Raw genomic sequence first — 26,776 nt, forward strand, 5'->3', positions numbered from 1 at the left:
ACTTACCAGTATGAGGTTTTTTTATGACTATTTTTGAGAGGTAAGCCTGCAATCAGTTAGTCGGTCAGTCAGTTACTCTAAAATTAACTTTCCGTGGTAAGTTTGGCTACCATTAATCGTTAAGTTGTAAATATAAACTCCATGTTCCAAGTGATTTCGCTTGTACACTATTGTGTTTGCACCTTGTACTGTGTCTCCTTTAATCGCTTGTACTAATAAACCCGTAGCGTTATATACATTTAAAATGTAATTACTCTTTTCGTCGGAATTGAAAGTTATGTTTGCTGTTGTTTTTATAGGGTTTGGCAATACACTAATAGTAGGCTTTGTATTAATAACCTCATAGGTTTCAGTAGTTTCTTCTAGACTTTTAAATTCAATATTTTTTATCTCCATCTCCTTTTTTTCTAGAATTCCTTCGTGGGATGATTTCATCAAAAAAACAATCATTGTAACATCCGAAGTATCAATAATAGTGTTGTCATTAGCATTTTTAAACTCCTCAATACTGATATCAAAATGTTTTTCTTTGTCGTTAAGATTAAAAGTATATTTATATTGATTTTCCCACTCACTAATACTTTCTTTCATTAGAATTACAGTCATGTTTCCGTTACCTATTGCATCCATCGAAAAAGTGTTGTATTCATTCAAATTTACACTCTTAAATCTCGGATTGAAAGCTTTGTATGCAGATACATAACTTGGAGTTTCAGCTCTTAGCTTTATATTTCTTTCAACACTGTAATTGTCATCGTAAAAAGTATGATCATTTGAGCTCACCTCATATTCGTAAACTGTGGTTAAGTAGCCAGAATCGTCAACTCCCCAGGGTCCATCCGATACAAATAAGTCATCTGGAGTACCACCATGATTGTCTTCTATTCTAAATCCAACATCAAATAAAGAACCCGTTTCTAATGCTACATTAGTGTTGTAACTTTCCACTTCTAAAGATGTGTTTATATGTTTAGTGTCACTTGTTTCTGTTTCCCTTAAACCTCCATCAATAGTTGTTTTTGTAGGTGTGTTGTAAGTGTTAACAATGTTTAAATTCAGTTTTCCGTTTTTGTAGTTTCCTTTTCTAACATACGTTTTTGGAGGAGTAGAAGTAATATACTCTTTAATGCTTCTTTCATTTTTAAAAGAGTTGATGATATCGTTAGTCAACACATATACATCATCCACAGTATTAGACCAAATTTGAAAATTATAAAAAGCAGTATTGGCTTTGTATTTGTCTAAATTCCAATGAGACTCTATGGTATAAGTAAAGTTTTCTGATTCTCTTACGGCCAAGCTCACAACGTGTTCTATTTCTCCTCCCGGATTTTTAATGATGGTTTTTATAAATGGAGTTTCCTCAATAAAAATAGTTCCAATAGATAAAATTTCTCCTCCTAATAATCTATCACATATAAATTTGGTGTGTTCATAAACCCCATTGTTTGTTTTTAATGCAAGTATAGAAGCTACCGTTTCTTTACCCTGATTTACGTAGTCCACAGAAAAAATATCGTCAGCGTTTGTAATATCAATCAAGTCCGACGGGCTAGTTACAATGGTTTCAGCGTTGTGAATAACTCCAAAAGGGATAAAATCTTTTAATTCAGTTTTTGCTTGATTGATAAAACGTTGGCTTTGTCTATAAACAGGAGCTTTTGCTTTGTTAAATTGGTAATTTAATCTACTTCTCTGGTAATTTCTAGCGGTGATTTTTTGACTTAATCTATTGTTACTCTCTAAACCTCCATCATTTGCACTAGTTGTTAATGTGATAGTAGGACAGGCCTCTACACCAGAGCATGCAGGATCATCACAATCTACCAATCCGTCTCCGTCATCATCAACACCGTTACTACAATTTTCTACGGGTACTGGAGCAGTTGGGCATCTGGCTCCGTCATTAGAAGCACTGGCAGGTCCGTAAGCAAACAAGTTAGAACTTATATCACTTTCTGATTTAATTGTATGCGTGCGCTTTACAATATATACAGTTCCTGTTTGATTGGCAGATACGTAAAGGTTTCCATCCAAATCAAAGTAAACTGCACCGTAAGTATAATTATTTCCCTTTAGGATAGGTACTTCACCTAAATCTGACATAGTATTGTTACTCGTATTGATACAGAATAAATGATTACTAGATTTTTCTACAGTATATAAATTATTATCGTTGGCGTTAAAAGCCCAATCGTGGATATTTAGATTTCGCGATAAATTAAAGCTACCAACATGGGAAAGATAATCAGTAGACTCTGGATTTAAATCAATCATATGAGTTTCTATTCCTTTTTTGTAGTAGTAAATACCGTTTAGACTAATATCTCCAACATAACTATTAGCAGCTGTGTTAGGTATTGATTCTATTTTAAATTCGGTTGTGTTAAAATCGTTACCAATTCTAATTAAAGTCTTGTGCTTTTCTTGTAAAAATCCCCAAAGGTAACCATCTACCGAATTATAAGCAGCTGCATTTACCCTACTATCGTTAATGTTTTCTGCCACTAGTATAGAGTTTCCAGAAGCCAAGTTTAAAGCATAAATGTTGTTGTATTGGAATAAGTACGAGTTATATACGCAATTAAAAGGCTGATTGGTCTTTTCTTGAGCAATAGTGGTAATACATTGTAAAAGTAAAAATAGAAGTGTAGTTAATTTTTTCATGACATTGGTGTTTTGTTTACTAATGTCAAAATTATCTAAGAAGAGTCGTTTCTTTTTTAGATAATAGGTGAATGAACCATTACTGTAGTTTAACGGTAAAAAAAACACCCTTAACTATTGAAGTTAAAGGTGTTGTATAAAAAATATTTTTGTCAGCTTATTATTTTAAGATAGCTGCTAATTTTTCTCTTTCTTCCTCAGCTAATCCAGCATCTACTAAAATACGTCCAGAATACTCATCAATAGTGATTTTTTTACGACCAGCAATTTCTATTTGCACCTGTGGTGGAATTGTAAAATAAGATCCCCCTGCAGCACCTCTCTCAATAGCAACAACAGCCAATCCATTTTTTACATTCCCTCTAATTCTTTTATAAGCAACTAATAAATGATTGTCAATTTTTTCCGCCATCTCATCAGATAACTTTTTCAATTCATTCTGCTCGTTTTCAGTTTCTTTTAAAATAGCATCCAACTCAGCTTTTTTATGGTCTAAATGAGCTTGTTGTCCCTCTAATTTTTCAGTAGTTTTAGCAATAGCTTCTTTCTTGTGCTCTATTTTAGCATAAGCCTCTTTAATTCTCTTTTCTGCCAATTGAATTTCCAATTCTTGAAACTCAGTTTCTTTAGTTAAAGAATCAAACTCACGATTGTTACGAACCGTTTTTTGTTGCTCTGTATATTTTTTGATTAATTCTTTAGATTCTTCAATGCTAATTTTTCTATTAGCAATCTCAGTTTCAAAGTTAACTACATCTTGATTTAATTTTTCAACACGAGTTGATAACCCTCCAATTTCGCTCTCTAAATCTTCAATTTCTAAAGGTAACTCTCCTTGAACGCTTTTTATTTCGTCAATTCTAGAATCAATTAATTGTAAATTATATAAAGCTCTTAACTTGTCTTCTACAGATACTTCTTGTTTAACTGCCATAATAACTATGAGTAATATATTGGGTTTGTACTTTTATTCGATAAAATGATGGCGAAATTACGAAATTTTTCTTTAAGATAATCAACTAATAAATTTTTTGTGAACTGTTCACTTTCGTAGTGACCTATATCGGTAATTAGTATTCTACCTTCTGCCTTAAAAAATTCGTGATATTTAAAATCTGCTGAAATATAAGCATCTGCACCCCTATTCATAGCTGCTTCAATGGCAAAACTTCCAGAACCTCCCAGTACCGCTACTTTTTTTATTTTTTTTGATAAAGGAGCCGAATGTCTTACGCATTCGGTTTTCATCTGCTTTTTTACATAAGCTAAAAATTCAGTAGTATCAAGAGAGGTTTCTAGCTCCCCAATCATCCCCATACCAATATGCTGATGAGTATTTTCTAAGGTTGTAATTTCGTAAGCAACTTCCTCATATGGGTGGTTTTTAAACAGTGCTTGTAAAATTTTACGTTCTAAATGTTTTTCAAACGTGATGTGAATTTGAACTTCGTTCTCTTTGTGTAGTTCGTTTTTATTTCCAATAACAGGATTAGAATCGTCATTTCCTTTAAAACTACCTATCCCTCGTGCGTCAAAACTACAATTGCTGTAATTACCTATAGATCCAGCACCAGCATTGTATAATGCCGCTTTAAGCGAGTCAGCTTTATCTACAGGAACGTAAGTGATTAGTTTTTTAATGGTGTTTTTCTGAGGGATTAAAATTTGCTTGTTTTTTAGCTTTAATACCTCACACATTTTAGCGCTCACTCCCTCAAACGAATTATCTAAAGCAGTATGTGTAGCATAAATAGCAATATCGTGTTTAATTGCTTTCATTACCACACGTTCTACATAACTATTACCATTAAATTTCTTTAAACCAGAAAAAACAATGGGATGAAAACTGATAATTAAATTGCAATTTTCTTTAATAGCTTGGTCGACAGTTTCTTCTAAAGTATCTAGTGTAACTAAAACTCCCGTAACTTTAGTTGCATAGTTTCCTACCAACAATCCAACGTTATCAAATCCTTCTGCATAGGCCAAAGGGGCTAATTCTTCTATATAGTTTGTAATGTCTTTAATTTTCATACTCAAAAATACAGAATTTGTGTTATAACATTTTTGAATATTTATATTTGTTATCTATTAACGTTTTTAGACAAAATTGATAATGATTAAATTCTTAAGACTTGTACTGTTTCCTTTATCTGTGGTATATGCAGTTGTGACAAGTATCAGAAATTTAATGTTTGATATGGGTTTGTTGAAAGCTACATCATTTGAACTACCCGTTATTTGTGTGGGGAATTTAAGTGCAGGGGGAACTGGAAAAACACCCCAAATAGAATACTTGATAAGATTGTTAAGTGATTCACATAGAATAGCTACTTTAAGTAGAGGTTATAAAAGAAAAACAAAAGGTTTTATACTGGCGGATGAATCAACCACATCAGAAATGATAGGGGATGAACCGTATCAGTATTACAACAAGTTTGAAAAGATTGAGGTTGCCGTAGATGCTAACAGAGTAAATGGGGTAAAACAAATTTTAAAGTTGAGACCTAAAACAGAAGTCGTTTTGCTTGACGATGCATACCAACACAGAAAAATTAAGGCAGGATTTAATATTTTGTTGAGTTCTTATGATTGTATTTTTTACAATGATTTTATGTTGCCTACTGGAAATTTGAGAGAAATGTGGTGGGGTAAAAAAAGGGCAGATATCATTATTGTAACTAAATGCCCTGGTGATTTAAGTGAGAAAGAAAGATTAAGAATTGAGAGAAAAATAGGATTAAAGCCTCATCAACAATTATTTTTTAGTACGATTCGTTATGCTGAGTCTTTGAATGGAACCAAGCAAGTCTTATTAAAAGAGTTTGTCCATCAAAAAATAACAGTTGTTACTGGAATAGCTAAGCCTGTACCTTTTTTAGATTATTTAACAAGTTTAGGAATTGAGTTTGAACATTTAGAATACCCAGACCATCATCATTTTACAAAACAAGAATTATCCTTAATTAAAGATAAGGCTACAATTTCTAAAATATTAACCACAGAAAAGGATTACGTTCGGTTAGAAAAAGAGTTAGATGAACTGTATTACTTGCCTATTAAAACTGAAATCATGCAAAACGAAACAGATTTTGATGAGGCTGTTTTAAATTTTGTCTCTAAATTTTAATGCTAGAGGCAGCAGTAATTTGCAAATCTTTATTCTTGGTTATTGCTATGATGGATAATTGATCTTTTTGGTTCACCCATGCTGGTATTTCCATTTTCAACGTTCCATTTTCTTTTTGTTCGATGACCAAGTTTGCAACAATATTGTGGTTAACAAGAGTTCTATGACTGTTTTCTCCTCTCTTGACATGAGTAGTTCTTTGATCTACTACTAAATTGAAAACTACAATTTCATTATGTTTTTCAATATTGTACTCAATAGCTAACATACTTGCTTGCTTTTTTATCAGCTTTAAATCAATTTTATTAGTAGCGAGCTGCTGGTTGTATTTATTAAAAGCCTTTATAGCTTTTTGTTTACTTCCACCATTAAAATGCTCGGATCCATTAACAACTAATTGAGGTGTATAAGTGTATTTGCTTTTTAGTTGATGACAGTATTGAGATTGATATCTACTAAAATCTGCTTTGCTAAAGTGATCTTTCCATCCTAACCTGTTCCAGTAATCTACGTGATACGATAGTACATAAGCACCTTTGTAGTTCTCTTTAATTTCTTTTAAAACACTATCGGCTGGAGGACAGCTACTACAACCTTGCGAGGTAAATAATTCAAAAACTACAGGAGTTTTATTTTGAGCAGTGATTTTTGAAATGTGGAATAGAAAAATTGCTAATACAAGAAGCTTTGTATATTTCATAAGATTGCTATTATTTATAAATAGACGTTTCTTATGTGTTAGGATTACATACAAAAGTTATTTAATGATAATTTTTAACAGCGTAGTCACCCCAATTTGCTATTGCTTGTATTAAAGGTTTTAAGCTTTCTCCCATTTCGGTTAAGGCATACTCCACTTTTAATGGAGGTTTTTCAGAATATACTTTTCTACTGATTACATTGTCTTCTTCAAGTTTTTTTAACTGTAAACTTAAGGTACGTTCTGTGACCATCGGAAGTTTTTTTCTTAGCTCGTTGTATCGAAGTGTTTCTTGCGATAAGTAATATAATATGACAGTTTTCCATTTTCCTCCAATAATTCCCATGGTTAAGCTTGTGCAGCAAGGATATTCTTTGTTTTTAAATTGATACATTTTTATACTATCATTTACAACCGTTATTGCAAATATACATGACTATAGTTAAGTTTGTAACTATAAAAAGTATAGTTTAATTAAATAATCAAATTATGAGTAAACCAAATATTACAGAAAAAGAAATTATAGAAGTATTTAATTACAGGCATGCAACCAAAGTTTTTGATAGTTCTAAAAAATTATCGGAAGAACAAATGTCATTTATTTTAAAAACTGCTCATTTATCTCCAAGCTCTTTTGGTTTTGAACCATGGCATTTTATTGTTGTTCAAGACAAAGAGTTAAGAGAATTGCTAAAGCCAGTAGCTTGGGGAGCACCAGATAAATTAGATACTGCAAGTCATTTTGTATTAGGTTTAGCTATGAAAGCCCCTATGACCAAATGGGATTCAAATTATATTATGAAGATGATGAAAGAGGTAAAGCAATTTCCAGAAGATGTTGTAGAAATGTATTCTAAGTTTTATAGAGAGTTCCAAGAGAGAGATTTTGAACTTGATACAGATAAAAAATTATTTGATTGGGCTTCTAAACAAACTTATATTGCTTTAGGGAATATGATGACTGCTGCAGCTTTAACAGGTATTGATAGTTGTCCTATAGAAGGGTTTCATCAAGAAAAAGCAGAAGCTTTGTTAAAAGAAAAGTTTGGTGTAGATACCGACAAATATGGTTTGTCTTATATGGTAGCTTTTGGTTACAGAAAAGACGATCCTGCACATCCAAAAACTAGAAGACCTTTGGAGGATATTGTTACTTGGAAATAGTTTTTAGAAAAAAGTAGTGATTTATACTAATGTTCTGAACTGCGTTCGAACCCCCTTTTTGCTGTTTTAGTTATGTTGAATCTCAGAAGGTTATTGATCGGAGTCGAGATGATTTAAATGGAATTTGTTGATAGTTTATATGAAAATTCTGGACTGCGCTTGAACATTCTTTATGCTATCTCAATTACACAGCATATTAGCAGGTCATCGATAGGAGTTTAGATGTTTTTATTAGTCTTTACTTTTAAAATTCAAAAATACCATATTAATGCGCTAGGGATAGCAGCGACATCCTTTTACTGTCAGTTTGAGTGAATTTATGTAGTAAGACGGAATAAATTTGTATCGAAAACAAGTAAAAGATATAGCGGATAGCCCGACCTTGGGAGCGCTAAAAGAATGATGCAAATTATTTAGGGGCGAGGTGCTAGTCTGAAATAAATTTAGAATAGCGACTAAAAAAGAAAAGAGCTTGTGGTAAAATTCACAAGCCCTTTTATATAGTTGTATTCAAATTTTAGTAGTCAAAAGAACCAAATTCACTAGTAATATTTAGCGATTTTTGTCCTTCGGATTTTGGAGCTTCTACACGACCAATAATTTTAGCATCGACATTAAAAGATTTAGAAATAGCAATGATATCCTCAGCAATTTCTGCAGGAACATAAACTTCCATCCTGTGTCCCATATTAAATACTTGATACATTTCTTTCCAGTCTGTACCAGAGTTTTCTTGAATCAATTTAAATAAAGGAGGTACCTCAAACATATTGTCTTTAACAATGTGTAGATTTTCTACAAAGTGTAAAATTTTAGTTTGTGCTCCACCAGAACAGTGAACCATTCCATGAATTTCTTCTGGAGTATATTTGTTTAAAATAGCTTTAATGATAGGAGCATAGGTTCTTGTAGGAGATAAAACCAATTTACCGGCATCTATAGGAGATCCTTCTACAGCATCTGTTAATTTTGTTTTTCCAGAATATACCAGTTCGTCTGGTACAGCAGCATCAAAACTCTCAGGATATTTCTTAGCTAAATATTTGTCAAAAACGTCATGTCTTGCAGAGGTCAATCCGTTGGATCCCATTCCTCCATTGTAATCTTTTTCGTAAGTGGCCTGACCAAAAGACTCTAGACCTACAATTACATCACCTGGTTTTATATTAGCATTGTTCACTACATCGGCACGTTTCATACGAGCAGTAACGGTTGAATCTACAATAATAGTTCTTACCAAATCTCCAACATCAGCAGTTTCTCCACCCGTAGAATGTATGGTTACTCCAAAATCTTTTAACTCGGCTAATAGTTCTTCAGTTCCGTTAATGATTTCTGAAATTACTTCTCCAGGGATTAAGTTTTTATTACGTCCAATAGTAGAGGATAACATAATATTATCCGTAGCCCCCACACATAATAAATCATCAATATTCATAATTAAAGCATCCTGAGCAATTCCTTTCCATACAGAAGCATCCCCAGTTTCTTTCCAATACATATAGGCTAAAGATGATTTTGTTCCAGCACCATCAGCGTGCATAATTAAACAATAATCGTTATCGTTGGTTAAGTAATCAGGAACAATTTTACAGAAAGCTTTAGGAAACAATCCTTTATCCACATTTTTAATAGCATTGTGAACATCTTCTTTGGAAGCGGATACTCCTCTTTGGCTATATCTTTTACTTACTTCAGAACTCATATAGGTGTGTTAAATATTGATTTAAAGATGTGCAAATTTAGTTATTTGATTTTAGTTAGAAATATAAAATTGAAATAACATTGATAACCTAAAAAAATAGACGGCTAGTATTGATGAAAGTATTCAAACCAAAGATATTTATCGTACTAACATGTGGAAGTAAATTGGGTAAATTGCGAAAAATCAGTTTTTTTTTTGCGCAAAAACATTGCTATGTAAAAAAGCTTTTTGCTACGTAAAAATACGTAGAACTACGGTTGTTCAATAGAATAATTATTTTATATTTGTGGACATAAGAGATAAAATTAAAACTTTATTAACATCATATTTAAATTATGGCTAAAATTAAATTAGAGTACATCTGGTTAGATGGTACTTTTCCAACGCAACAATTGAGAAGTAAAACTAAAGTTGAAGAGCACGAAAACTTTCAAGGAACTTTAGAAGAAATTGGAAACTGGTCTTTTGATGGTTCATCAACTAACCAAGCTGAAGGAGGTTCATCTGACTGTTTATTAATTCCTGTGGCTATCTACCCAGATCCTGCTAGAGTTAACGGATATTTAGTAATGACTGAGGTTTTCAACGCAGATCATACACCACATGAAACTAACGGACGTGCTACTATTGAAGATGATAATGATGATTTCTGGTTCGGATTTGAGCAAGAGTACTTTATTATGGATTCTGAAACTAAATTACCTATCGGTTTCCCTCACCACGGATGGCAAGGTCAGTACTACTGTTCAGTAGGAGGACAAAACACTTTTGGTAGAGAATTAGTTGAAGAGCACGCTGATTTATGTATCGAAGCTGGATTGAACTTTGAAGGAATCAACCAAGAGGTTGCTTGTGGACAATGGGAATTCCAATTATTCGCTAAAGGTGCTAAGCAAGCTGGAGACGAAATTTGGATTGCTCGTTACTTATTAAACAGATTAACTGAAGATAGAGGAATGTATATTGAGTACCACCCAAAACCATTAGGTGATACTGACTGGAATGGATCTGGAATGCACGCTAACTTCTCTAACTCTGTATTAAGAGAGTGTGGATCTAAAGAAAAGTACGCTGAAATCTGTGAGGCTTTCCGTCCTGTAGTAGATGAGCATATTGCTGTTTATGGAGAAGATAACGACCAACGTTTAACTGGTAAGCACGAAACTGCTGCTATTACTGATTTCTCTTGGGGAGTTTCTGATAGAGGATGTTCAATCCGTATTCCAATTATCGCTGTAGAGAAAGGATACAAAGGATGGTTAGAAGACCGTCGTCCATCTTCAAACGGAGACCCATACAAAATTGCTGCACGTATTATCAAAACAGTTAAAACTGTTTGCTAATTATAAGCATATAACTATTTTTAAAAGCTCGGTAATTTTACCGAGCTTTTTTTATGTTATTCATTTACAACTATGATTTTATTTATAGGACTTTTACTAGGTACTGTTTTAGTAGTACTACTTTTTAATAGGAGAAAAGCAAAACCTAACGTATATGTTCCTAGCAACATAGAAGAGTTGCTTTTAGAGCATATTTTGTTTTATCAAAAATTAACCAAAGAAGAACGGATAATATTTAATGATAAGGTGGCAGACTTTTTAGTAAGAGTAAATATAGATGCTGTAGGTTTTGTTTTAGAAGATATAGATATTGCATACGTGGCAGCTAGTGCTATTATTCCTGTTTTTTATCTTGATGATTGGGAGTACGCTAATTTATCCACAGTAATTATTTATCCCGACTATTTTGATAAAGACTTAAATTACAAGGGAAAAAATAGAAATGTAGCAGGTTTGGTGGGTACAGGTAGATTTAATCATCAAATGATTTTATCCAGAAGAGCACTACACCACGGTTTTAGTAATAAATCTGATAAAAGTAATACAGCTATCCACGAATTTGTACACTTAATAGACAAAATGGATGGAGAGGTTGACGGAATTCCTAAATCACTAATGGATCGTTCTTTTGTAATTCCTTGGTTAAACTTGATGCATGAAAAAATAGAAATGATTAATAGCGATAAATCCGATATTAGAGCGTATGGAGGTACCAGTAAAGAAGAATTTTTTGCTGTAGCTGCAGAATATTTTTTTGAACGTCCAGAATTATTAAAAAGAAAGCATCCAGATTTATATACAATGCTAGAAAGGTGTTTTTGTAAAGGAACAACTAAAAGGTAAAAGTTATTTGACCAGCATTTGGGAATGCACAGCACAACAATAGTGTATGACTATATACTATAAAAAATCATGTATTTAAATTAAAAAAACCTCAACAAATAAATGTTAAGGCTTTTATGGTGGTGCCTCCAGGAATCGAACCAGGGACACAAGGATTTTCAGTCCTTTGCTCTACCAACTGAGCTAAGGCACCAGTGCTATTGCGCTTGCAAATATAAGCTATTTTGTAGATGTTTAAAGGGATTTATGCTAAAAAAAACTAGTTTTTTATAGAGAATTCATAATGAGATATTTAACATTTATTTTTATTTAGAAACCTACAATAATTTTGTCTAAGCCGTAAGTTAAAGGTATTTTAGCCTACAAATACAGAAAATTTAAAGTATGCGTATAGGTGTTGTATGTTACCCAACTTTTGGGGGTAGTGGTGTAGTTGCTACGGAAATAGGAATGGCATTGGCCAACAAAGGTTATGAAGTACATTTTATCACCTATAACCCACCTGTAAGATTAGATTTGATATCTAGTGGTATTCATTTTCATCAGGTACAGATAGAAGAATATTCCTTATTTCAATATCAACCTTACGAGTTAGCTTTGTCTAGTAAAATGGTTCAAGTAGCAGAAAAGTATAATTTGGAGATTTTACATGTTCATTATGCTATACCTCACGCTTATGCAGCATACACAGCCAAACAAATGTTACGCGATAAAGGAATTGATATAAAAGTAGTAACAACTTTACACGGTACAGATATTACCTTGGTGGGTAGTCATCCTAACTACAAAGCAGCTGTAGAATTCAGCATCAATCAGTCAGACGTTGTAACTACTGTATCTAATAGTTTAAAAGAGGATACCTATAGATTATTTAACATCAATAAAGAAATTGAAGTGATTTACAATTTTATTGAGTTAGATAAATATGGACACAAGCTGGGAGGTCCTGAATGTTTAAGAGGTGGTATTGCTAGCGAGGATGAGTTTATTCTTACGCATGTTAGTAATTATAGGCCTGTGAAGAGAGCAAAGGATGTTGTGAAAATTTTTGCTAAGGTTTTGGAACAGAAACCTGTAAAATTAATACTAGTTGGGCAAGGACCTGATATGCCAGAGGTGAAAAAGTTGGCTAAGGAACTAGGGGTTTATAACAAAATTTTATTTTTAGGAAATAGTACAGAAGTGAACAAAATTCTATGCTATTCAGATGTGTTTATTTTACCTTCTAAATCTGAAAGTTTTGGTTTGGCAGCTCTAGAAGCTATGGCTGCAAAAACACCTATTATCTCTACCAATACAGGAGGTCTTCCAGAAGTAAATGTTCACGGAGTTACCGGTTTTTTAAGTAACGTGAAGGATGTCAACGACATGGCTAAAAATACTCTAAAACTAATTGAAAGTAAGGAAGTATTGGAAACATACAAACAGAACGCGTACGATAGAGCTAAAACATTTAGTATTGCTAATGTTTTACCCAAATACGAAGAAATCTACGAGAGCTTAGTAGTTACTACAGCTTAAACGGAGGGAATAGATATTCATAAAAAACGTCTTCATCATTAATGATGAAGACGTTTTTTGTAGCCGTTAGTTATTTTTTAAGGATTAGATTCTTTTCATCTGATCTTTCATCATTTTTACCTGATCCGCCAACATTCCGTGTTTATCTAATTTCTTTGCTTCGTTTAATAAAGTTGTAGCTTCTCTTTTTCTGCGTTTGCTCATGGCTACTCCCGCTAAATTTAACTTGGCCATTGCTTTGTCATGTCCCATGCGTAAACCTAATCCAAGAGCTTTTCTCAGTAATTTTTCACCTTGAGTCATGTTTTTTTGAACAACCATTAATCCTTTTAAATAGTAGTAGTAAGCTTGTTGAGAAACAATTAATGAGGCTTCTGGATTTTTGATTTTGTTTAACCATTTTTCCGTTCCTTCCATATCTTGTTTTCTCATTTGTAAAAATGCTAATAATAAAATTTCATTTTTAAAATATAAGAAGACAAAAATCCCTGCTAGTAATAGTAATAAAATACCGTTTCCAATATTCTCATCAATAAATTGTAATACGGCAAAGATTGTGATAATAGCTGCTAAGACTAATTTTAAATATTTATTAAACATGTTGATTATTTGTAATTATAGAATTGCGAATTTACATTTTTAATTGCGGATTTAAACATCCAATTTATTTTTTGTAATGCTTTTTAAACTTGAAGTAAGCAATCAATCCAATTATAGCTACAGCTGTTACAGAATAGTACACAAAATTAGGAGTTACTACTTGGTCTCCACTAGCATAGGAGTGTAATCCAGATAGGTAAAAGTTAACACCAAAATAAGTCATCATAATACTTGCAAAAGCATAAACGGAGACAAGGTTAAAGGCAAATTTTCCTCTTAAGCCCGGTACCAATCGCATATGCAAAACAAAAGCATAGACCATAATACTAATCAAAGCCCAAGTTTCTTTTGGATCCCATCCCCAATAACGTCCCCAACTTTCGTTGGCCCACATACCTCCTAAAAAGTTACCGATGGTAAGCATTACAACTCCCACAGTCATACTCATTTCGTTTACAATAGTAAGCTCATCAATTTTTAATTTTAGAGATTTTTTGTTTTTTGAAGTCGTTAAAATCATCAAAATAAGAGATACCAAACCTAATATCATACTTAATGTAAAAGGTCCGTAACTCGCAACAATAACGGCTACGTGAATCATTAGCCAGTAAGAATTTAATACAGGTTGTAAGTTGGCTATTTGCGGATCCATCCAGTTCCAATGTGCAATCATTAATATCATGGAAGCTACAAAAGCAGTAGCGGCGATGGTTAAGGTAGATTTTCTTCCGAATGCCAAACCAAAAAACATAGTAGCCCAAGCCACATAAATAATAGATTCGTAGGCATCGGACCACGGAGCGTGACCGCTAATAAACCATCTAACTCCCAAACCAGCAGTTTGCAATACAAATAAAAATATGGTAATGGCCACGGAGCCTTTAATTAGAAAGCGTATTATTTTTCCGTCTTTAAAAATTTGTATGATGATAAAAATGAATAATAAAGCACTGATATACATGTAATAAGAGAACAGCTTTTTAAAGATGTCATATTTATTATAGGTAATTTCAAAATCTATTTTTTTCTCACTAGGATAAACTTCTGCACCATGTTTTTTCTGAAAATTTTTGATTCCTTCTAGTATTTCATTAGCATCTTTATAATCTCCAGTTTCTTTGGCTTTCCATAATGTTTGTCTGTAAGCAGGAATAATTTGTTTTACAAATACGGAATCGATACCTCTAAAGCCCGCAGTACTTAGTTCTAGTTGAGAAACCCATTTGTTGTTTTCATCGTTTATTTTTGGGTAAATGCGTAGAATACTTCCACTGATAGCAGTGTAGAGCAATCCTACTCTTTTATCTACATTGATGACATCTTTCTCAAAAGCACTTTTTTTCTGATTTTTTTCCGCTTCAGAAACATAAGATGTTAATTTATAATTTCCACTAGGATCAATAAAACTAGATAACGGTGCATATTTGGTGTCTTGTTCAAGGCCTAAAATAGTCCTCAACTTTTTGTTATTTCTCTCTAAATAGATAACTGGAGCATCGTACCACAATCTTGGATTTTCTACCATGGATAAAAACACCTGATTGGCATCTAGACCGTTATAAGTATCTTTTTTACTTACCTTTCTTAACAGTTCGCTTGCAAAGGTATGAATAGGCTTCATTCTACCTCCAGCATCTTGTATAACTAGTTTACTAAACTCCAAAGCATGATCTGGTTTAGTAGCATATTTGGTAATATTTTGTTTGACTTCCTCTGGGTCCAAAGCATTTGGAGCGGAGGTCTGTGCGCTTTCAGTATGGTTGTGTTGTTCGTGGCTATGATCATGATCTTCGTGTTGATGGTCATCGTGATTGTGATCTTGCGAAAATCCACTAAAACCAGACAAAAGTACAAGTGTAGCAATAACTGTTGTTTTGCTTTTTAACTTGTCTAATTTTGCACTTAAAATTCCAAAACGAGTCTTTTTCATAAACATAATTAACATCAAACCAGCATAGAGCGCAAAATATCCGATGTAGGTAATAATAGTTCCCACCGCATCGTGATTTACAGAAAGCCTTGTTTCTTCTTTAGGTCCAGATAAGTCGTAACTAGATTGAAAAAACTTATAGCCTTGGTAGTTTAAAATATGATTCATGAATATTCTAAAATCAAAAGTTTCATTGTTGGCATCATCAATAACAGTAACCTCACTTGCATAAGAAGCCGCAGATTCTGAACCAGGATATTTTTCCAACTGAAAATCGTTTAGTTTGATAGAGAAAGGAAGCTGCAAAATTCTAGCACCGTAAGATAATTTGAAGTTAAGACCAGATAATGAAAAAGAAACAGGTCTATTAGAGGTATATTGTCCTCCTTGTACCTGAACAGTAGTAGATTCGTTATTAGAATCAACTTTAAACGTAAGCAGAGCTTCTGGGTTTGCTTTTTTGTCTTGAGCAGAAACAGTTTCCATATTTCCCGTCACTGGTTTTTCAGGAATTACAAAGCTCAAACCCGCGATTTGATGTAGACTTAAATAATTGAATTTTTCAGTGGTGTTTTTAGTGATCAATCCGTTGTATCTGTCTGCCATTCGCATAAAAGATCCATCATGTCTGGATTGAATGTGTAAAACGTTATCTATCTCTGTAAAATTGATGGAGGTATTTTCTGGCTTTTCGTATCCCACCAAAATTCCATGAATATTCTCAATAGTCCCTTTTTTGATATAATGATCGTGTCTACTCCCTGAACTAGATTCAACAAAATGTAAATACTGTTCTCCCTTTTCAGATAAAGTAAATTCGGTTTTTACGTTTGGGATGTAGTCTACAAGTTCAAAAGAAAAATCCTGATCTCTAAAATCATCACTAAAATTAAAAGAAGCTTTTCCCTTTGCTGATAAAAGAATAGGTTTGTGAATTTCTTTTTGCTCTTTTAAATTATCAACAGTAAGATTGATGTATGTTTTTTCCGAAAAAAACTCATTAGATTGTTCACCTTCCAAAATAGGCATAACTCCTTCGTAACTAATATATCTTGTAACAGCAGCACCTACAATAATCAAAACAAAAGATAGATGAAACAATAGCACAGCCCATTTCTCTTTTCTGTATAATTTATATTTAAAAATATTTCCAAAAAAATTGATCACAAACAAAACCATAATAGCCTCAAACCACCATGCATTATAAACCAATACTTTAGCAGTTTCGGTACCGTAATCATTTTCAATAAAAGTGGCAATTCCCATAGCGGCAGCAAAAACGATAAAGAGAATAGCCATCAAACGAGTGCTGTAAATTAAATTCCAAATATTTTTCATGATTGTCATCAAATTTTGAGCCGCTAAATTACGGAATAAAGCATAAAAAAGTAGCGATATGGATATTCAATAAACCTGTTATTTCACATTTTTATTATTTAGAATGGTAATTCATTTTAGATTGATTTATATTAGCCGAAAATTAACTAAGATGAGTAGTTTTGATGTAGCTGTTATTGGAAGTGGACCTTCCGGAGCTTCGGCAGCATTTCATTTAGCAAAAGCTGGTTTTAAGACAGTTGTATTAGAAAAAGAAACCTTGCCAAGATATAAAGTATGTGGAGGAGGTTTTGTGTATAGAGGAAGAAAAGAAATGCCTTTTGATATTTCTGAAACTGTAGACGTGGAGTTTAACCAAGTAGATATTTACATGGGAAAAAAACTTCATTTTGTGACTAAAAGAGAAAAGCCTATTGTTTCTCTTGTAATGAGAGATACCTTTGATAATTTAATCATTAAAAAAGGACAAGAGCTAGGAGTAGAGCTTATACAAAATTGTAAAGTTACCAATCTAACAAAAAACGAGAGTGGTGTGGTGTTGGAAACGGCTCAAGGAGTAATAAATGCTAATTGTGTTATTGCGGCCGATGGTGTTTATAGCACCATTGCTAAAATGGCTGGTTGGACAGAAGACACTAGAAATTTAATACCTGCCTTAGAGTACGAAATTGAGGTAAACGATGCAGATTTTGAAAGATTGTCTAAAGAAATTCGTTTTGATATTGATGCAATTCCAGCAGGTTACGGCTGGTGTTTTCCAAAGAAAAATCACTTGTCTATTGGAGTAGGAGCTATTCTAAAAGAGGACAAAAAAATTAAAGAATACTGTGCAGACTATATCAAGTTCTTGGGAATTGAGGAGATTGTTAGTATTGAAAAACACGGATATAAAATACCAGTGACTCCTAGATTAGATGGTTTTGTGAAAAACAATGTATTTTTAATTGGTGATGCAGCAGGTTTTGCCGATCCTTTAACGGCAGAAGGTATTTCTAATGCTATTTATAGTGGAAAATTGGTGGCGGATGCTCTTGCTGAATCCAAAGGAGATGTTGAAAAGGCTGCAAAAATATATACTGATATTATTGAAGATACCATAATGCCTGAATTGTTAACTTCTATGAAATTGGCAAAATTGTTTTACGGAAGTAAATTGATTCGTAAAACATTATTAAAAAAATACGGACAGCGTTTTAGTGAGGCTATGACAGATATTTTTATGGGAGAAAAGCTGTATCCTAAAGATGTGATGGAAGCGTTAAAAGAGAAACTAAAAGAGAAAATGGCTTTTGTTAAATAAGACCGTTCTTTTTTAAGAAATCTCCTAGATTTTATCTTTGGAGATCTATTTATATTTTACTTTTTGCTTTTATATATTAAAAGAGCCTTACAGCTAAGTAAGGCTCTTTTAATATGATTGAATGATGGGTTTTGTTGTTAAACCAATCCGTCTATTACTTTGTTTAAAGTTTCACTAGCTCTCATAACTTTATAAGTTAAAGCTTCGTCCATAGCGTAGTATCCACCAATGTTAGCAGGTTTCCCTTGTACAGCAATTAGTTCTTCAACAATTTTAGTTTCATTACTAGTCAATGCTTCGGCAACAGGAGTAAAGATTGCTTTTAATTCAGCATCTTTATCTTGAGCAGCTAATTCTTGAGCCCAGTATAAACCTAAGTAAAAGTGAGAACCTCTGTTGTCAATTCCACCCAATTTACGAGTTGGAGATTTGTCTGTATCTAAAAATTTACCAGTAGCAGCATCTAAAGTATCTGCTAAAACTTGAGCTTGCGGATTGTTATATCTAGCACTCAAATGCTCTAAAGAAACAGCCAACGCTAAAAATTCTCCTAAAGAATCCCAACGCAAGTAGTTTTCTTCTTGTAATTGTTGAACGTGTTTTGGAGCAGATCCACCCGCACCTGTTTCAAATAACCCACCACCATTCATTAATGGTACGATAGATAACATTTTAGCAGAAGTACCTAACTCTAAAATTGGAAATAAATCTGTTAAGTAATCACGCAATACGTTTCCTGTTACAGAAATCGTATCTTTTCCAGCTTTAACTCTATCTAAAGTATATAATGTAGCCTCTAAAGGAGCTTTGATTAATAGTTCTAGTCCAGCTGTGTCATGGTCCGCTAAATAAGTGTTTACTTTTTTGATTAATTGCGCATCGTGAGCTCTATTTTCGTCTAACCAAAATACAGCAGGAACCCCTGTTGCTTTTGCTCTGTTTACCGCTAGTTTAACCCAGTCTTGAATAGGAGCATCTTTTACCTGGCACATTCTAAAAATATCTCCAGCTTCTACAGTTTGCTCTAATAATACATTTCCTTCAGCATCTACAACTTGTACAGTTCCAGCTTCTGACAATTGGAAAGTTTTGTCGTGAGAACCATATTCTTGAGCTTTCTGAGCCATTAAACCTACGTTAGGAGTTGTTCCCATGGTAGTCGGATCAAAAGCACCATTTTCTTTACAGAAATCTATAGTTGCTTGAAAAACTCCAGCATAACATCTATCTGGAATCAATGCTTTAGTATCTTGTTGTTGTCCCTCAGCATTCCACATTTGACCAGAAGTACGAATCATAGCAGGCATAGAGGCATCAATAATTACATCAGAAGGTACGTGTAAGTTAGTAATCCCTTTGTCGGAGTTTACCATAGCTACATCAGGAGCATCTGCGTAAACAGCTTCAATAGCAGCTTTTACCTCTGCTTCTTTAGCGTGTCCAGCTATCTTAGCATACACATCACCAATACCGTTGGTAGCAGTAACACCTAATTCAGTAAATAATTCTGCATATTTTTCGAATACATCTTTATAGAACACTTCTACAACAGCTCCAAAAATAATAGGATCAGAAACCTTCATCATGGTAGCTTTCATGTGTAGCGATAACAATACACCATTAGCCTTAGCATCTGCAATTTCTTTAGCTGCATACTCTTTTAAAGCACTAATACTCATTACAGAACAGTCAATAATTTCACCTGCTTGTAAAGGAGCATATCCTTTTAAGTCTTTACCGTTAAAAGTAATTTTAAATTCAGTTGCGTTTGCTACAGTAGTTGCTTTTTCTGATCCATAAAAATCATTAGCTTCCATAGAGGCTACATGAGTTTTAGAATCTTTTTGCCAAGCTCCCATACGGTGTGGGTTTTTCTTAGCGTAATTTTTAACAGCTTTAGGAGCTCTACGGTCAGAGTTACCTTCACGTAAAACAGGGTTTACTGCAGAACCCAATATTTTAGCATATTTAGCTTTGATTTCTTTTTCTTCTTCAGTGGCAGGACTAGATGGATAGCTAGGAATGTTAAATCCTTTCTCTTGCAATTCTTTAATAGCAGCTTGTAACTGAGGAATAGAAGCAGAAATGTTAGGCAATTTAATGATATTTGCCTCAGGAGTTTTAGCTAATTCTCCTAGTTCAGACAAAGCATCAGAAATTTTTTGATCATCAGTTAAAAATTCTGGAAAGTTAGCTAATATTCTTCCCGCTAAAGAGATATCTCTTGTTTCAACTTCTATACCTGCTTTACTTGTAAAAGCCTTAATAATTGGTAATAATGAATACGTTGCCAAAGCAGGAGCTTCGTCCGTAAGCGTATAAATGATTTTTGAATTTTCTGTTGCCATTGTAATTCTTTAAAATTGTTTTTTTAGTTCTAACAAATGAGCTCTTAGGTCATAAGTTTTGCAAATGTAATAATATTCTTAACTTATTTTACAGCCTGTTAAAATCATAACGATTTTATAAAAAACTGTGCTATTTTAGTTCGCAAAAAAAGCTCAATACACCGTATTGAGCTTTTAATTTGTTGAATTGAATAGAAATTATTTTCTTCTAATTTCTTTAATTCTTGCTTTTTTACCAGTAAGTTCTTTAAAGTAGTAAATTCTAGCTCTACGAACTTTACCTTGTTTGTTTAATTCAATTTTTTGAATTGCTGGTAAGTTGATTGGGAAGATACGCTCTACACCAACAGTTCCAGACATTTTACGGATGGTAAAAGTTTCAGAAGAACCACTTCCTTTTCTTTGGATTACAACACCTCTAAAAAACTGAGTACGTACTTTTTCACCTTCTCTAATTTCGTAGTATACAGTAATTGTATCTCCAGATTTAAAGTTTGGTAATTCTTTTTTTGATACAAATTCTTCTTGTACAAATTTTACTAAATTTTCCATTTTAGCTTATTTAATAATGGTTTTTAATCTAAAGCAACGTTCACGATTTTCGTCAGAGGTTAATTCAGGACTGCAAAAATAATAATTTAAATATGAATTAAAAGATTAATTGTTAAAATTTTAAGTTAAAAAGGTGGAGCAATTTGTAAAAGAATTAATCTTGATAGCAAGCACGTTGCGTTTCTGTAGAATGAATGCGATTTAGATGAGTAATAGCAAAGTTTTGAAATGGTGGTTTTGAGTAATTTTCGATAGAAAATAGGATTTGTACATCCAATATTAAGATCAAAAATATCTTTCCAACAAAATATTACTCAAGAAGACGTATTTCTAAGAAACTAGATTCACATTAGGTTTTTTTCAATAAGTACGATGTACAAAAGGGTGTAAGAAGATTGATGGAAGATACATCGCTAAAGAACTAAAAGGCACTACAGCAATTATTCTTCTAACAAATCAGGTCTAATTCTTTCTGTAATCTCCAACGCTTTGTCAGATCTCCATTCTTCAATCTTAGGAAAGTTTCCGCTAGTTAAAATTTCGGGTACTTTAAGCCCTTTGTATTCAGCAGGTCTAGTGTATACTGGTGGAGATAACAAATCATCTTGAAAAGAATCTGTTAGGGCAGAGGTTTCATCTCCCAGTACACCTGGAATTAGCCTTAGAATAGTATCACATAAAACCACAGCACCTAATTCACCACCACTTAACACGTAATCACCAATAGATATTTCTTTGGTGATAAATAAATCTCTTACACGTTGGTCTACGCCCTTATAATGCCCGCACAGTATAATGATATTTTTTGTCATTGAAAGTGTATTGGCTGTTCTTTGATTTAGCGTAGGAGCATCGGGAGTCATATAAATAACTTCATCATAATTCCTTTCTGCTTTTAACTTAGAAATGCAAGCATCTATAGGCTCAATCATCAACACCATACCAGCACCCCCTCCAAACTGAGTGTCATCAATTTTACCATAGCTATTTAACGCAAAGTCCCTAAGATTGTGAAAATGAACTTCTGCTAATCCTTTGTCTTGAGCTCTCTTCATAATAGAGTGTTCAAAAGGACTTTTAATTAATTCTGGCGATACAGTAATGATATCTATTCTCATTTCTAATTTTTTGGTAAAAGTAAGTAAAGTGTTACAAAAAAGCTTTAATCATTCTATGGTTTCCAAATAGGTCTTTTTTTAATTCTACATTTTTAAAACCGATATTTTTTAGCAATTCAACCGTTTCGTTTCCTAAATATTGGTTGATTTCGTAATACAATACTCCATCGGATTTTAAATGTTTTAGAGCCAGTTCAGCAATTTTTTTATAAAAGATTAAAGGATCGTTATCATCAACAAATAAAGCTAAATGAGGTTCGTGCTCTAGTACGTTTTTTTGAATCTCAACTTTTTCCAAATTTCTAACATAGGGAGGGTTACTCACTATTATATCGTATGGTTGTGCTAGGGAGTTTGTAGCGAGTATGTTTTGGGTAATAAAATTTACCCTCGCATGATTGTTGTTTGCATTTCTAATAGCAGTTTCGGTAGCTTCTTTAGAAATATCTATGGAGCTGATTTTGGCCTTGTTTAAATTTTTATCCAAAGCAATGGGGATGCAGCCTGTTCCCGTACCAATATCTAAGATATCTAAATTGATGACGTCTCTATAATCATCAATAATCCATTGAATAAGTTCTTCAGTTTCAGGTCTTGGAATTAGAACATTGCTATTTACCTCTAGTTTGAAGTCCATATAATCTACAAAACCTATCAAATATTGTATGGGTGTATAATCCTGTAAGCCTTTTATAATGGCTTCGATTTTTATACATTCTTCTGCGTTAATGTCCATATTTGGATTCAAAGCAAAATCTACTTTGGATAAGTTTAAAATATCCTCTAAAATCATTCTAAAAAAAGTTCCAATTTCTGTTGCTGGGTAATGACCTTCTAAAGTTGAATAAAGTTTTTGTTTAAATGATAGTAAAGTCATTAATTGGCTTATTTATTGATATTTTTGTTTTCGTTACAAATATACAAATATGAAGTTCGTAAAAATACTATTCCTCCTTTTCACTACAGGTTTAATTGTTTCTTGTTCAAATTTAAAAGCTCCAGAATATGTAGGGGTTGGAGAGGTAAAGTTTTCAAAAATAGTGAACGATTCTATTACCATAAAGGCAGCATTAAATTTTAAGAATCCCAATAGACTAGGAGGAAAGTTAGTGTTAGATAATTTGCATGCAGAAGTCAATAAAATTGATTTAGGTTTTCTAAAACGTCAGAGTGTACGAATACCTTCCAAAAAAGATTTTTCAGTTCCGCTAGAAATCAAATTATCTTACGGACAAATTTTTGATTCGAAAAATGGATTATTAGGAACTTTGTTAAACAGTATTTTAACCAATGCAGTTGAGGTTAGGTTTAATGGAGATGCTACTTTTAAAAAGTTTTTGATGAATAAAAAGTATTCAATTCAGTTTTCGGAAAAGGTTAAAATTATAAAGTAATGGAAGCTTTTCATTTAAAATACATGCAGCGAGCTATTGATTTGGCAAAAAAAGGAACTCGACGTGCTTATCCCAATCCGTCTGTAGGTGCGGTAGTGGTTTATAATGATTGTATTATTGGAGAAGGATATACCAACGAGTATGGCGGAGCGCATGCGGAGGTAAATGCTATTAATTCGGTTGCTGATAAAAGCTTATTATCCAAGTCTAGTTTGTATGTAACGTTAGAACCTTGTGCTCATTACGGAAAAACACCACCGTGTGCTAACTTAATTAAAGAAAAGAACATTCCTAAAATTTTTATAGGTTGTCTAGATACTTTCTCGGAAGTATCAGGTAAAGGAATTCAGATTTTGTTAGAGGCGGGTAGAGAAGTTCATGTTGGGGTTTTGGAAGATGAATGCTTGGATTTGCATAAGAGATTTTTAACCTTCCACAATAAGCAAAGACCTTATGTTATTCTTAAATGGGCAGAAACTCAAGATGGTTTTATCGATAAGGAAAGAAGTGTAACGGATATCCGACAAGCTCAACCTACTTGGATTTCCAATGATTTTTCCAAACAAAAGGTTCATCAGCTAAGAGCAAAAGAACATGCTATTATGGTAGGAACCAAAACAGCATTAAAAGACAATCCAAGTTTAACAACAAGGACTTACGGAGGTTTGTCTCCAGTAAGAGTTTTGTTGGACAAATCGTTAAAAGTGCCAGTAGATTTTGAGCTTTACAATCAAGAAGCTAAAACCATTGTATTTACAGAGAAGAAAGGAACTCACAAGGGAGTTTTGTATGTTGAAATTGATTTCTCCAAGAATATCATTCCTCAAGTATTAAAGCATTTACATCAACAACAAATACAATCGGTAATTGTTGAGGGAGGAAAACAGTTGCTAACATCGTTTATAGAGTCCAATAGTTGGGACGAGGCATATGTATTTGTAGGGCAATCATTATTTTGGAAAGGTGTTGAAGCTCCATTGTTAAACCGAAAAGAAAAGAAGGTTACCACCGTACATGGTGATTTGCTAAAACATTATATAGCTAATTAAATATGTTATATCTATTACTGAGCGTACTTTTTACGAGTATCGTATTTCTAGGTCTTAAAGAATTTAATCGATTTAAAATAGATAATTTTCAAGGAATTGTTGCTAGTTATTTTACAGCAACTTTTATTGGCTATTTTTTTGGCGAAATTCAACCCACTTATTCTTTTTTAATTCATAAGTCCTGGGTATATGGAGCCCTATCAATCTCGTTGATATTTATTTCAGTATTTAATATTATGGCTATCACTGCTCAAAAAGGAGGATTGTCTATCATGTCAGTGGCCAACAAAATGAGTGTAGTGATTCCTATTATGGTAGGAGTTGTTTTTTATAGGGAAGGATTAGGCTTTTACAAAGTTTTAGGGATTTTAATGGCTTTGTTAGGAGTGTGGTTTACTTCTATTAAGAAAGAGCAGCAAAGCTTTAGTAAAGATTTGTGGTATTTGCCAATAATCATATTTGTAGGTAGTGGCGTTGCAGATACCATAATTAACCATATGCAAACATTCTACGTACCTCAAAACGAAATAGGTGTTTTTTCCACCTCTCTTTTCCTTTTTTGCGGATTGATGGGATTGACTTTTCATGTAATAAAGTTGCTTAGAGGTACTTTAAAACCATCCGCAAAAAGTATCGTTGGAGGCTGCATCTTAGGAATTCCCAATTACTTTTCAGTTTACTTTTTACTCAAAGCTTTGTCGCAACCCAATTACCAAACCTCTTTTATTTTTTCAGTAAATAATGTATTAGTGGTCTTGAGTTCTGTTTTTTTAGGAGTGTTGTTTTATAAAGAGAAGTTAACCATCCGTAATTATTTGGGGGTACTGATGTCGGTAATTGCTATTGTATTATTATATGTAGCGGTTTGATGGAAAAGATATCAACTTATAAAACAGTAGAAGTTCCTGTAAAAGAAATTTTGTATAAAGACAAAGGAAGCAAATTTATAGGTTATTTGTATCACGTAACCAGCGAAGATGAGGTTAAAAACTACTTAGATGTTTTAAAGAAACAATACTACGATGCCAGACATTGGTGTTACGCATACAGGCTAGGGTTTGACGGAGCTAAGTATAGAGTGAACGACGATGGAGAACCTAGTAACACGGCAGGTCAACCCATTTACGGACAATTACTTTCTACAGAAGTTACTAACGTATTACTTGTAGTAGTAAGGTATTTTGGTGGGGTAAAGTTAGGAGTGGGGGGCTTAATTAAAGCTTATAGAACTTGTGCTCAAGAAACTTTATCATTCGCTAACATAGAGGAGAAAGTAATTAAACAAACGTTCACTGTACAAAGCTCTTATGAACATGTAGATAAGGTGATGAAATTCATTAAAATGTTCGATTTAGAAATTAAAAATCAAGAAATGTATTTAGATTGTAAATTTGAGCTACTTTCTCCAGTCTCTATTTTTGATGATGTCGTAAAAAAATTTAAAGATTTAAGATGTGTTAAAGTTATTTTATTAGACTAATTTATTGTCTTAAAATAGCCTCTAAAACATGATCTGGACACCTCATAGGTTTGTTCTTTTTCATATCAACAAACACCAGTGTGGTCTCACCAACGGTTAGCAATTCTTCGTCTTGATTGTAAACTTCATAAGTAAAAACAACCTTCACATTTGGGGGTGATTTTATAGCTGTTTTTACCGTTAAAAAATCATCGTATTTCGCAGGTTTTTTAAAATCTGTATTGATGTTCACTACAGGTAACATAATACCACTATCCTCTAAGTCTTTATAACTGATTCCTGCATCGCGAAGCCACTCAATACGGGCGTTCTCAAAGTATTTTATATAATTACTATGATGGGAATATTGCATTTTGTCAGTTTCATAATACCTCACTCTATGCTGATAAATTTTAGTATTCATGTAGGTGTATTTATTTTAGTTTGATAGTAGGTAAAAAAAACATGAAATACAATAGCCGTTTGGTTTTTTTTTACTGAAATTTATTCACATTTTTGTAATCCCCTAATTTAGAAAGATAGTTAGAAATTGATCTAATTTACCCTTGATACAATTAAACAAACTAAACTAACGTAAAAGTGTTAACCAAAACA

The 26,776-nt window shown here is 33.0% G+C and carries 23 protein-coding genes and 1 tRNA gene; 10 read left to right on the forward strand and 14 right to left on the reverse strand.

Annotation, left to right across the window (positions count from 1 at the left end; genetic code table 11):
• Positions 1-72: 72 nt before the first annotated feature.
• From ACXGQW_RS11950 to ACXGQW_RS11960, 3 genes are all read right to left on the reverse strand, one after another.
• Positions 73-2,667 carry a DUF6923 family protein gene (locus ACXGQW_RS11950; RefSeq protein WP_457823045.1) on the reverse strand — a complete coding sequence of 865 codons (2,595 nt, stop codon included), beginning with the start codon at positions 2,665-2,667 and terminating at the stop codon, positions 73-75.
• Between the two features lie 160 nt (positions 2,668-2,827).
• Positions 2,828-3,601: a zinc ribbon domain-containing protein gene (locus tag ACXGQW_RS11955; protein ID WP_457823046.1), complete on the reverse strand. Its 774-nt coding sequence runs from the start codon at positions 3,599-3,601 to the stop codon at positions 2,828-2,830.
• Positions 3,602-3,606: 5 nt separating this feature from the next.
• The gene (locus tag ACXGQW_RS11960; protein WP_457823047.1) at positions 3,607-4,701 is read right to left on the reverse strand and encodes a Nif3-like dinuclear metal center hexameric protein; all 1,095 of its coding nucleotides are present in this window, start codon (positions 4,699-4,701) and stop codon (positions 3,607-3,609) included.
• An 82-nt stretch (positions 4,702-4,783) separates the two neighbouring features.
• Here ACXGQW_RS11960 and lpxK point away from each other — a divergent pair, with 82 nt between their 5' ends.
• Positions 4,784-5,797 (forward strand): tetraacyldisaccharide 4'-kinase, encoded by a 1,014-nt coding sequence (lpxK, locus tag ACXGQW_RS11965; protein ID WP_457823048.1) that lies wholly within the window; start codon positions 4,784-4,786, stop codon positions 5,795-5,797.
• Here the strand turns inward: lpxK and ACXGQW_RS11970 are convergent.
• Together ACXGQW_RS11970 and ACXGQW_RS11975 are read right to left on the reverse strand one after the other, a co-directional pair.
• Positions 5,787-6,497 (reverse strand): DUF1223 domain-containing protein, encoded by a 711-nt coding sequence (locus ACXGQW_RS11970; protein WP_457823049.1) that lies wholly within the window; start codon positions 6,495-6,497, stop codon positions 5,787-5,789. The genes lpxK and ACXGQW_RS11970 overlap by 11 nt on opposite strands.
• Positions 6,498-6,558: 61 nt before the next feature.
• The gene (locus ACXGQW_RS11975) at positions 6,559-6,891 is read right to left on the reverse strand and encodes a winged helix-turn-helix transcriptional regulator (RefSeq protein ID WP_457823050.1); all 333 of its coding nucleotides are present in this window, start codon (positions 6,889-6,891) and stop codon (positions 6,559-6,561) included.
• 95 nt (positions 6,892-6,986) lie between these two features.
• Between ACXGQW_RS11975 and ACXGQW_RS11980 the strand changes: the two genes are divergently transcribed.
• Entirely contained in the window at positions 6,987-7,661 is a 675-nt protein-coding gene (locus ACXGQW_RS11980) for an NAD(P)H-dependent oxidoreductase (RefSeq protein ID WP_457823051.1), read from the forward strand.
• Positions 7,662-8,178: 517 nt separating this feature from the next.
• Here the strand turns inward: ACXGQW_RS11980 and ACXGQW_RS11985 are convergent.
• Positions 8,179-9,366 (reverse strand): AIR synthase related protein, encoded by a 1,188-nt coding sequence (locus ACXGQW_RS11985; protein ID WP_457823052.1) that lies wholly within the window; start codon positions 9,364-9,366, stop codon positions 8,179-8,181.
• Between the two features lie 335 nt (positions 9,367-9,701).
• Here ACXGQW_RS11985 and ACXGQW_RS11990 point away from each other — a divergent pair, with 335 nt between their 5' ends.
• Together ACXGQW_RS11990 and ACXGQW_RS11995 are read left to right on the forward strand one after the other, a co-directional pair.
• On the forward strand, positions 9,702-10,709 hold the full coding sequence (locus ACXGQW_RS11990; protein WP_457823053.1) for a glutamine synthetase beta-grasp domain-containing protein: 1,008 nt from the start codon (positions 9,702-9,704) through the stop codon (positions 10,707-10,709).
• Positions 10,710-10,781: 72 nt separating this feature from the next.
• Positions 10,782-11,552, forward strand: coding sequence for a M90 family metallopeptidase (locus tag ACXGQW_RS11995; protein WP_457823054.1), 771 nt, complete (start codon positions 10,782-10,784; stop codon positions 11,550-11,552).
• Between the two features lie 117 nt (positions 11,553-11,669).
• Here the strand turns inward: ACXGQW_RS11995 and ACXGQW_RS12000 are convergent.
• A tRNA-Phe gene (locus ACXGQW_RS12000) sits at positions 11,670-11,745 on the reverse strand.
• A 191-nt stretch (positions 11,746-11,936) separates the two neighbouring features.
• On the opposite strand from ACXGQW_RS12000, the gene bshA reads away from it, so the two are divergent.
• On the forward strand, positions 11,937-13,073 hold the full coding sequence (gene bshA, locus ACXGQW_RS12005) for an N-acetyl-alpha-D-glucosaminyl L-malate synthase BshA (protein WP_457823055.1): 1,137 nt from the start codon (positions 11,937-11,939) through the stop codon (positions 13,071-13,073).
• 84 nt (positions 13,074-13,157) lie between these two features.
• Here bshA and ACXGQW_RS12010 read toward each other — a convergent pair whose 3' ends face one another.
• On the reverse strand, positions 13,158-13,673 hold the full coding sequence (locus tag ACXGQW_RS12010; protein WP_457823056.1) for a DUF2892 domain-containing protein: 516 nt from the start codon (positions 13,671-13,673) through the stop codon (positions 13,158-13,160).
• A gap of 64 nt (positions 13,674-13,737) precedes the next feature.
• A complete protein-coding gene (ccsA, locus tag ACXGQW_RS12015; RefSeq protein ID WP_457823057.1) occupies positions 13,738-16,941 on the reverse strand; it encodes a cytochrome c biogenesis protein CcsA in 3,204 nt (1,067 codons plus the stop codon).
• A 103-nt stretch (positions 16,942-17,044) separates the two neighbouring features.
• On the opposite strand from ccsA, the gene ACXGQW_RS12020 reads away from it, so the two are divergent.
• Entirely contained in the window at positions 17,045-18,241 is a 1,197-nt protein-coding gene (locus tag ACXGQW_RS12020; RefSeq protein ID WP_457823058.1) for an NAD(P)/FAD-dependent oxidoreductase, read from the forward strand.
• A gap of 137 nt (positions 18,242-18,378) precedes the next feature.
• Here ACXGQW_RS12020 and ACXGQW_RS12025 read toward each other — a convergent pair whose 3' ends face one another.
• The 4 genes from ACXGQW_RS12025 to prmC all read right to left on the reverse strand — a co-directional run bounded on the left by ACXGQW_RS12025 (position 18,379) and on the right by prmC (position 23,136).
• The gene (locus tag ACXGQW_RS12025) at positions 18,379-20,589 is read right to left on the reverse strand and encodes an NADP-dependent isocitrate dehydrogenase (RefSeq protein ID WP_457823059.1); all 2,211 of its coding nucleotides are present in this window, start codon (positions 20,587-20,589) and stop codon (positions 18,379-18,381) included.
• 198 nt (positions 20,590-20,787) lie between these two features.
• Positions 20,788-21,141 carry a 50S ribosomal protein L19 gene (rplS, locus tag ACXGQW_RS12030; RefSeq protein WP_457823060.1) on the reverse strand — a complete coding sequence of 118 codons (354 nt, stop codon included), beginning with the start codon at positions 21,139-21,141 and terminating at the stop codon, positions 20,788-20,790.
• 440 nt (positions 21,142-21,581) lie between these two features.
• On the reverse strand, positions 21,582-22,259 hold the full coding sequence (gene trmD / locus ACXGQW_RS12035) for a tRNA (guanosine(37)-N1)-methyltransferase TrmD (protein ID WP_457823061.1): 678 nt from the start codon (positions 22,257-22,259) through the stop codon (positions 21,582-21,584).
• A gap of 31 nt (positions 22,260-22,290) precedes the next feature.
• The gene (gene prmC / locus ACXGQW_RS12040) at positions 22,291-23,136 is read right to left on the reverse strand and encodes a peptide chain release factor N(5)-glutamine methyltransferase (protein WP_457823062.1); all 846 of its coding nucleotides are present in this window, start codon (positions 23,134-23,136) and stop codon (positions 22,291-22,293) included.
• Between the two features lie 49 nt (positions 23,137-23,185).
• On the opposite strand from prmC, the gene ACXGQW_RS12045 reads away from it, so the two are divergent.
• Genes ACXGQW_RS12045 through ACXGQW_RS12060 form a run of 4 tightly spaced genes read left to right on the forward strand, consistent with a single transcriptional unit; the run spans position 23,186 to position 26,182 of the window.
• On the forward strand, positions 23,186-23,653 hold the full coding sequence (locus ACXGQW_RS12045; protein ID WP_457823063.1) for a hypothetical protein: 468 nt from the start codon (positions 23,186-23,188) through the stop codon (positions 23,651-23,653).
• On the forward strand, positions 23,653-24,702 hold the full coding sequence (gene ribD / locus ACXGQW_RS12050; protein ID WP_457823064.1) for a bifunctional diaminohydroxyphosphoribosylaminopyrimidine deaminase/5-amino-6-(5-phosphoribosylamino)uracil reductase RibD: 1,050 nt from the start codon (positions 23,653-23,655) through the stop codon (positions 24,700-24,702). The genes ACXGQW_RS12045 and ribD overlap by 1 nt, the downstream gene beginning before the upstream one ends.
• Before the next feature lie 2 nt (positions 24,703-24,704).
• On the forward strand, positions 24,705-25,571 hold the full coding sequence (locus ACXGQW_RS12055) for an EamA/RhaT family transporter (protein WP_457823065.1): 867 nt from the start codon (positions 24,705-24,707) through the stop codon (positions 25,569-25,571).
• Complete coding sequence (locus ACXGQW_RS12060) at positions 25,571-26,182, forward strand: IMPACT family protein (RefSeq protein WP_457823066.1); 612 nt, start codon at positions 25,571-25,573, stop codon at positions 26,180-26,182. The genes ACXGQW_RS12055 and ACXGQW_RS12060 overlap by 1 nt, the downstream gene beginning before the upstream one ends.
• Before the next feature lies 1 nt (position 26,183).
• Here ACXGQW_RS12060 and ACXGQW_RS12065 read toward each other — a convergent pair whose 3' ends face one another.
• Complete coding sequence (locus tag ACXGQW_RS12065) at positions 26,184-26,585, reverse strand: acyl-CoA thioesterase (RefSeq protein WP_457823067.1); 402 nt, start codon at positions 26,583-26,585, stop codon at positions 26,184-26,186.
• Positions 26,586-26,776 lie beyond the last annotated feature (191 nt).

It is taken from the genome of Wenyingzhuangia sp. IMCC45533 (genome assembly GCF_054111225.1).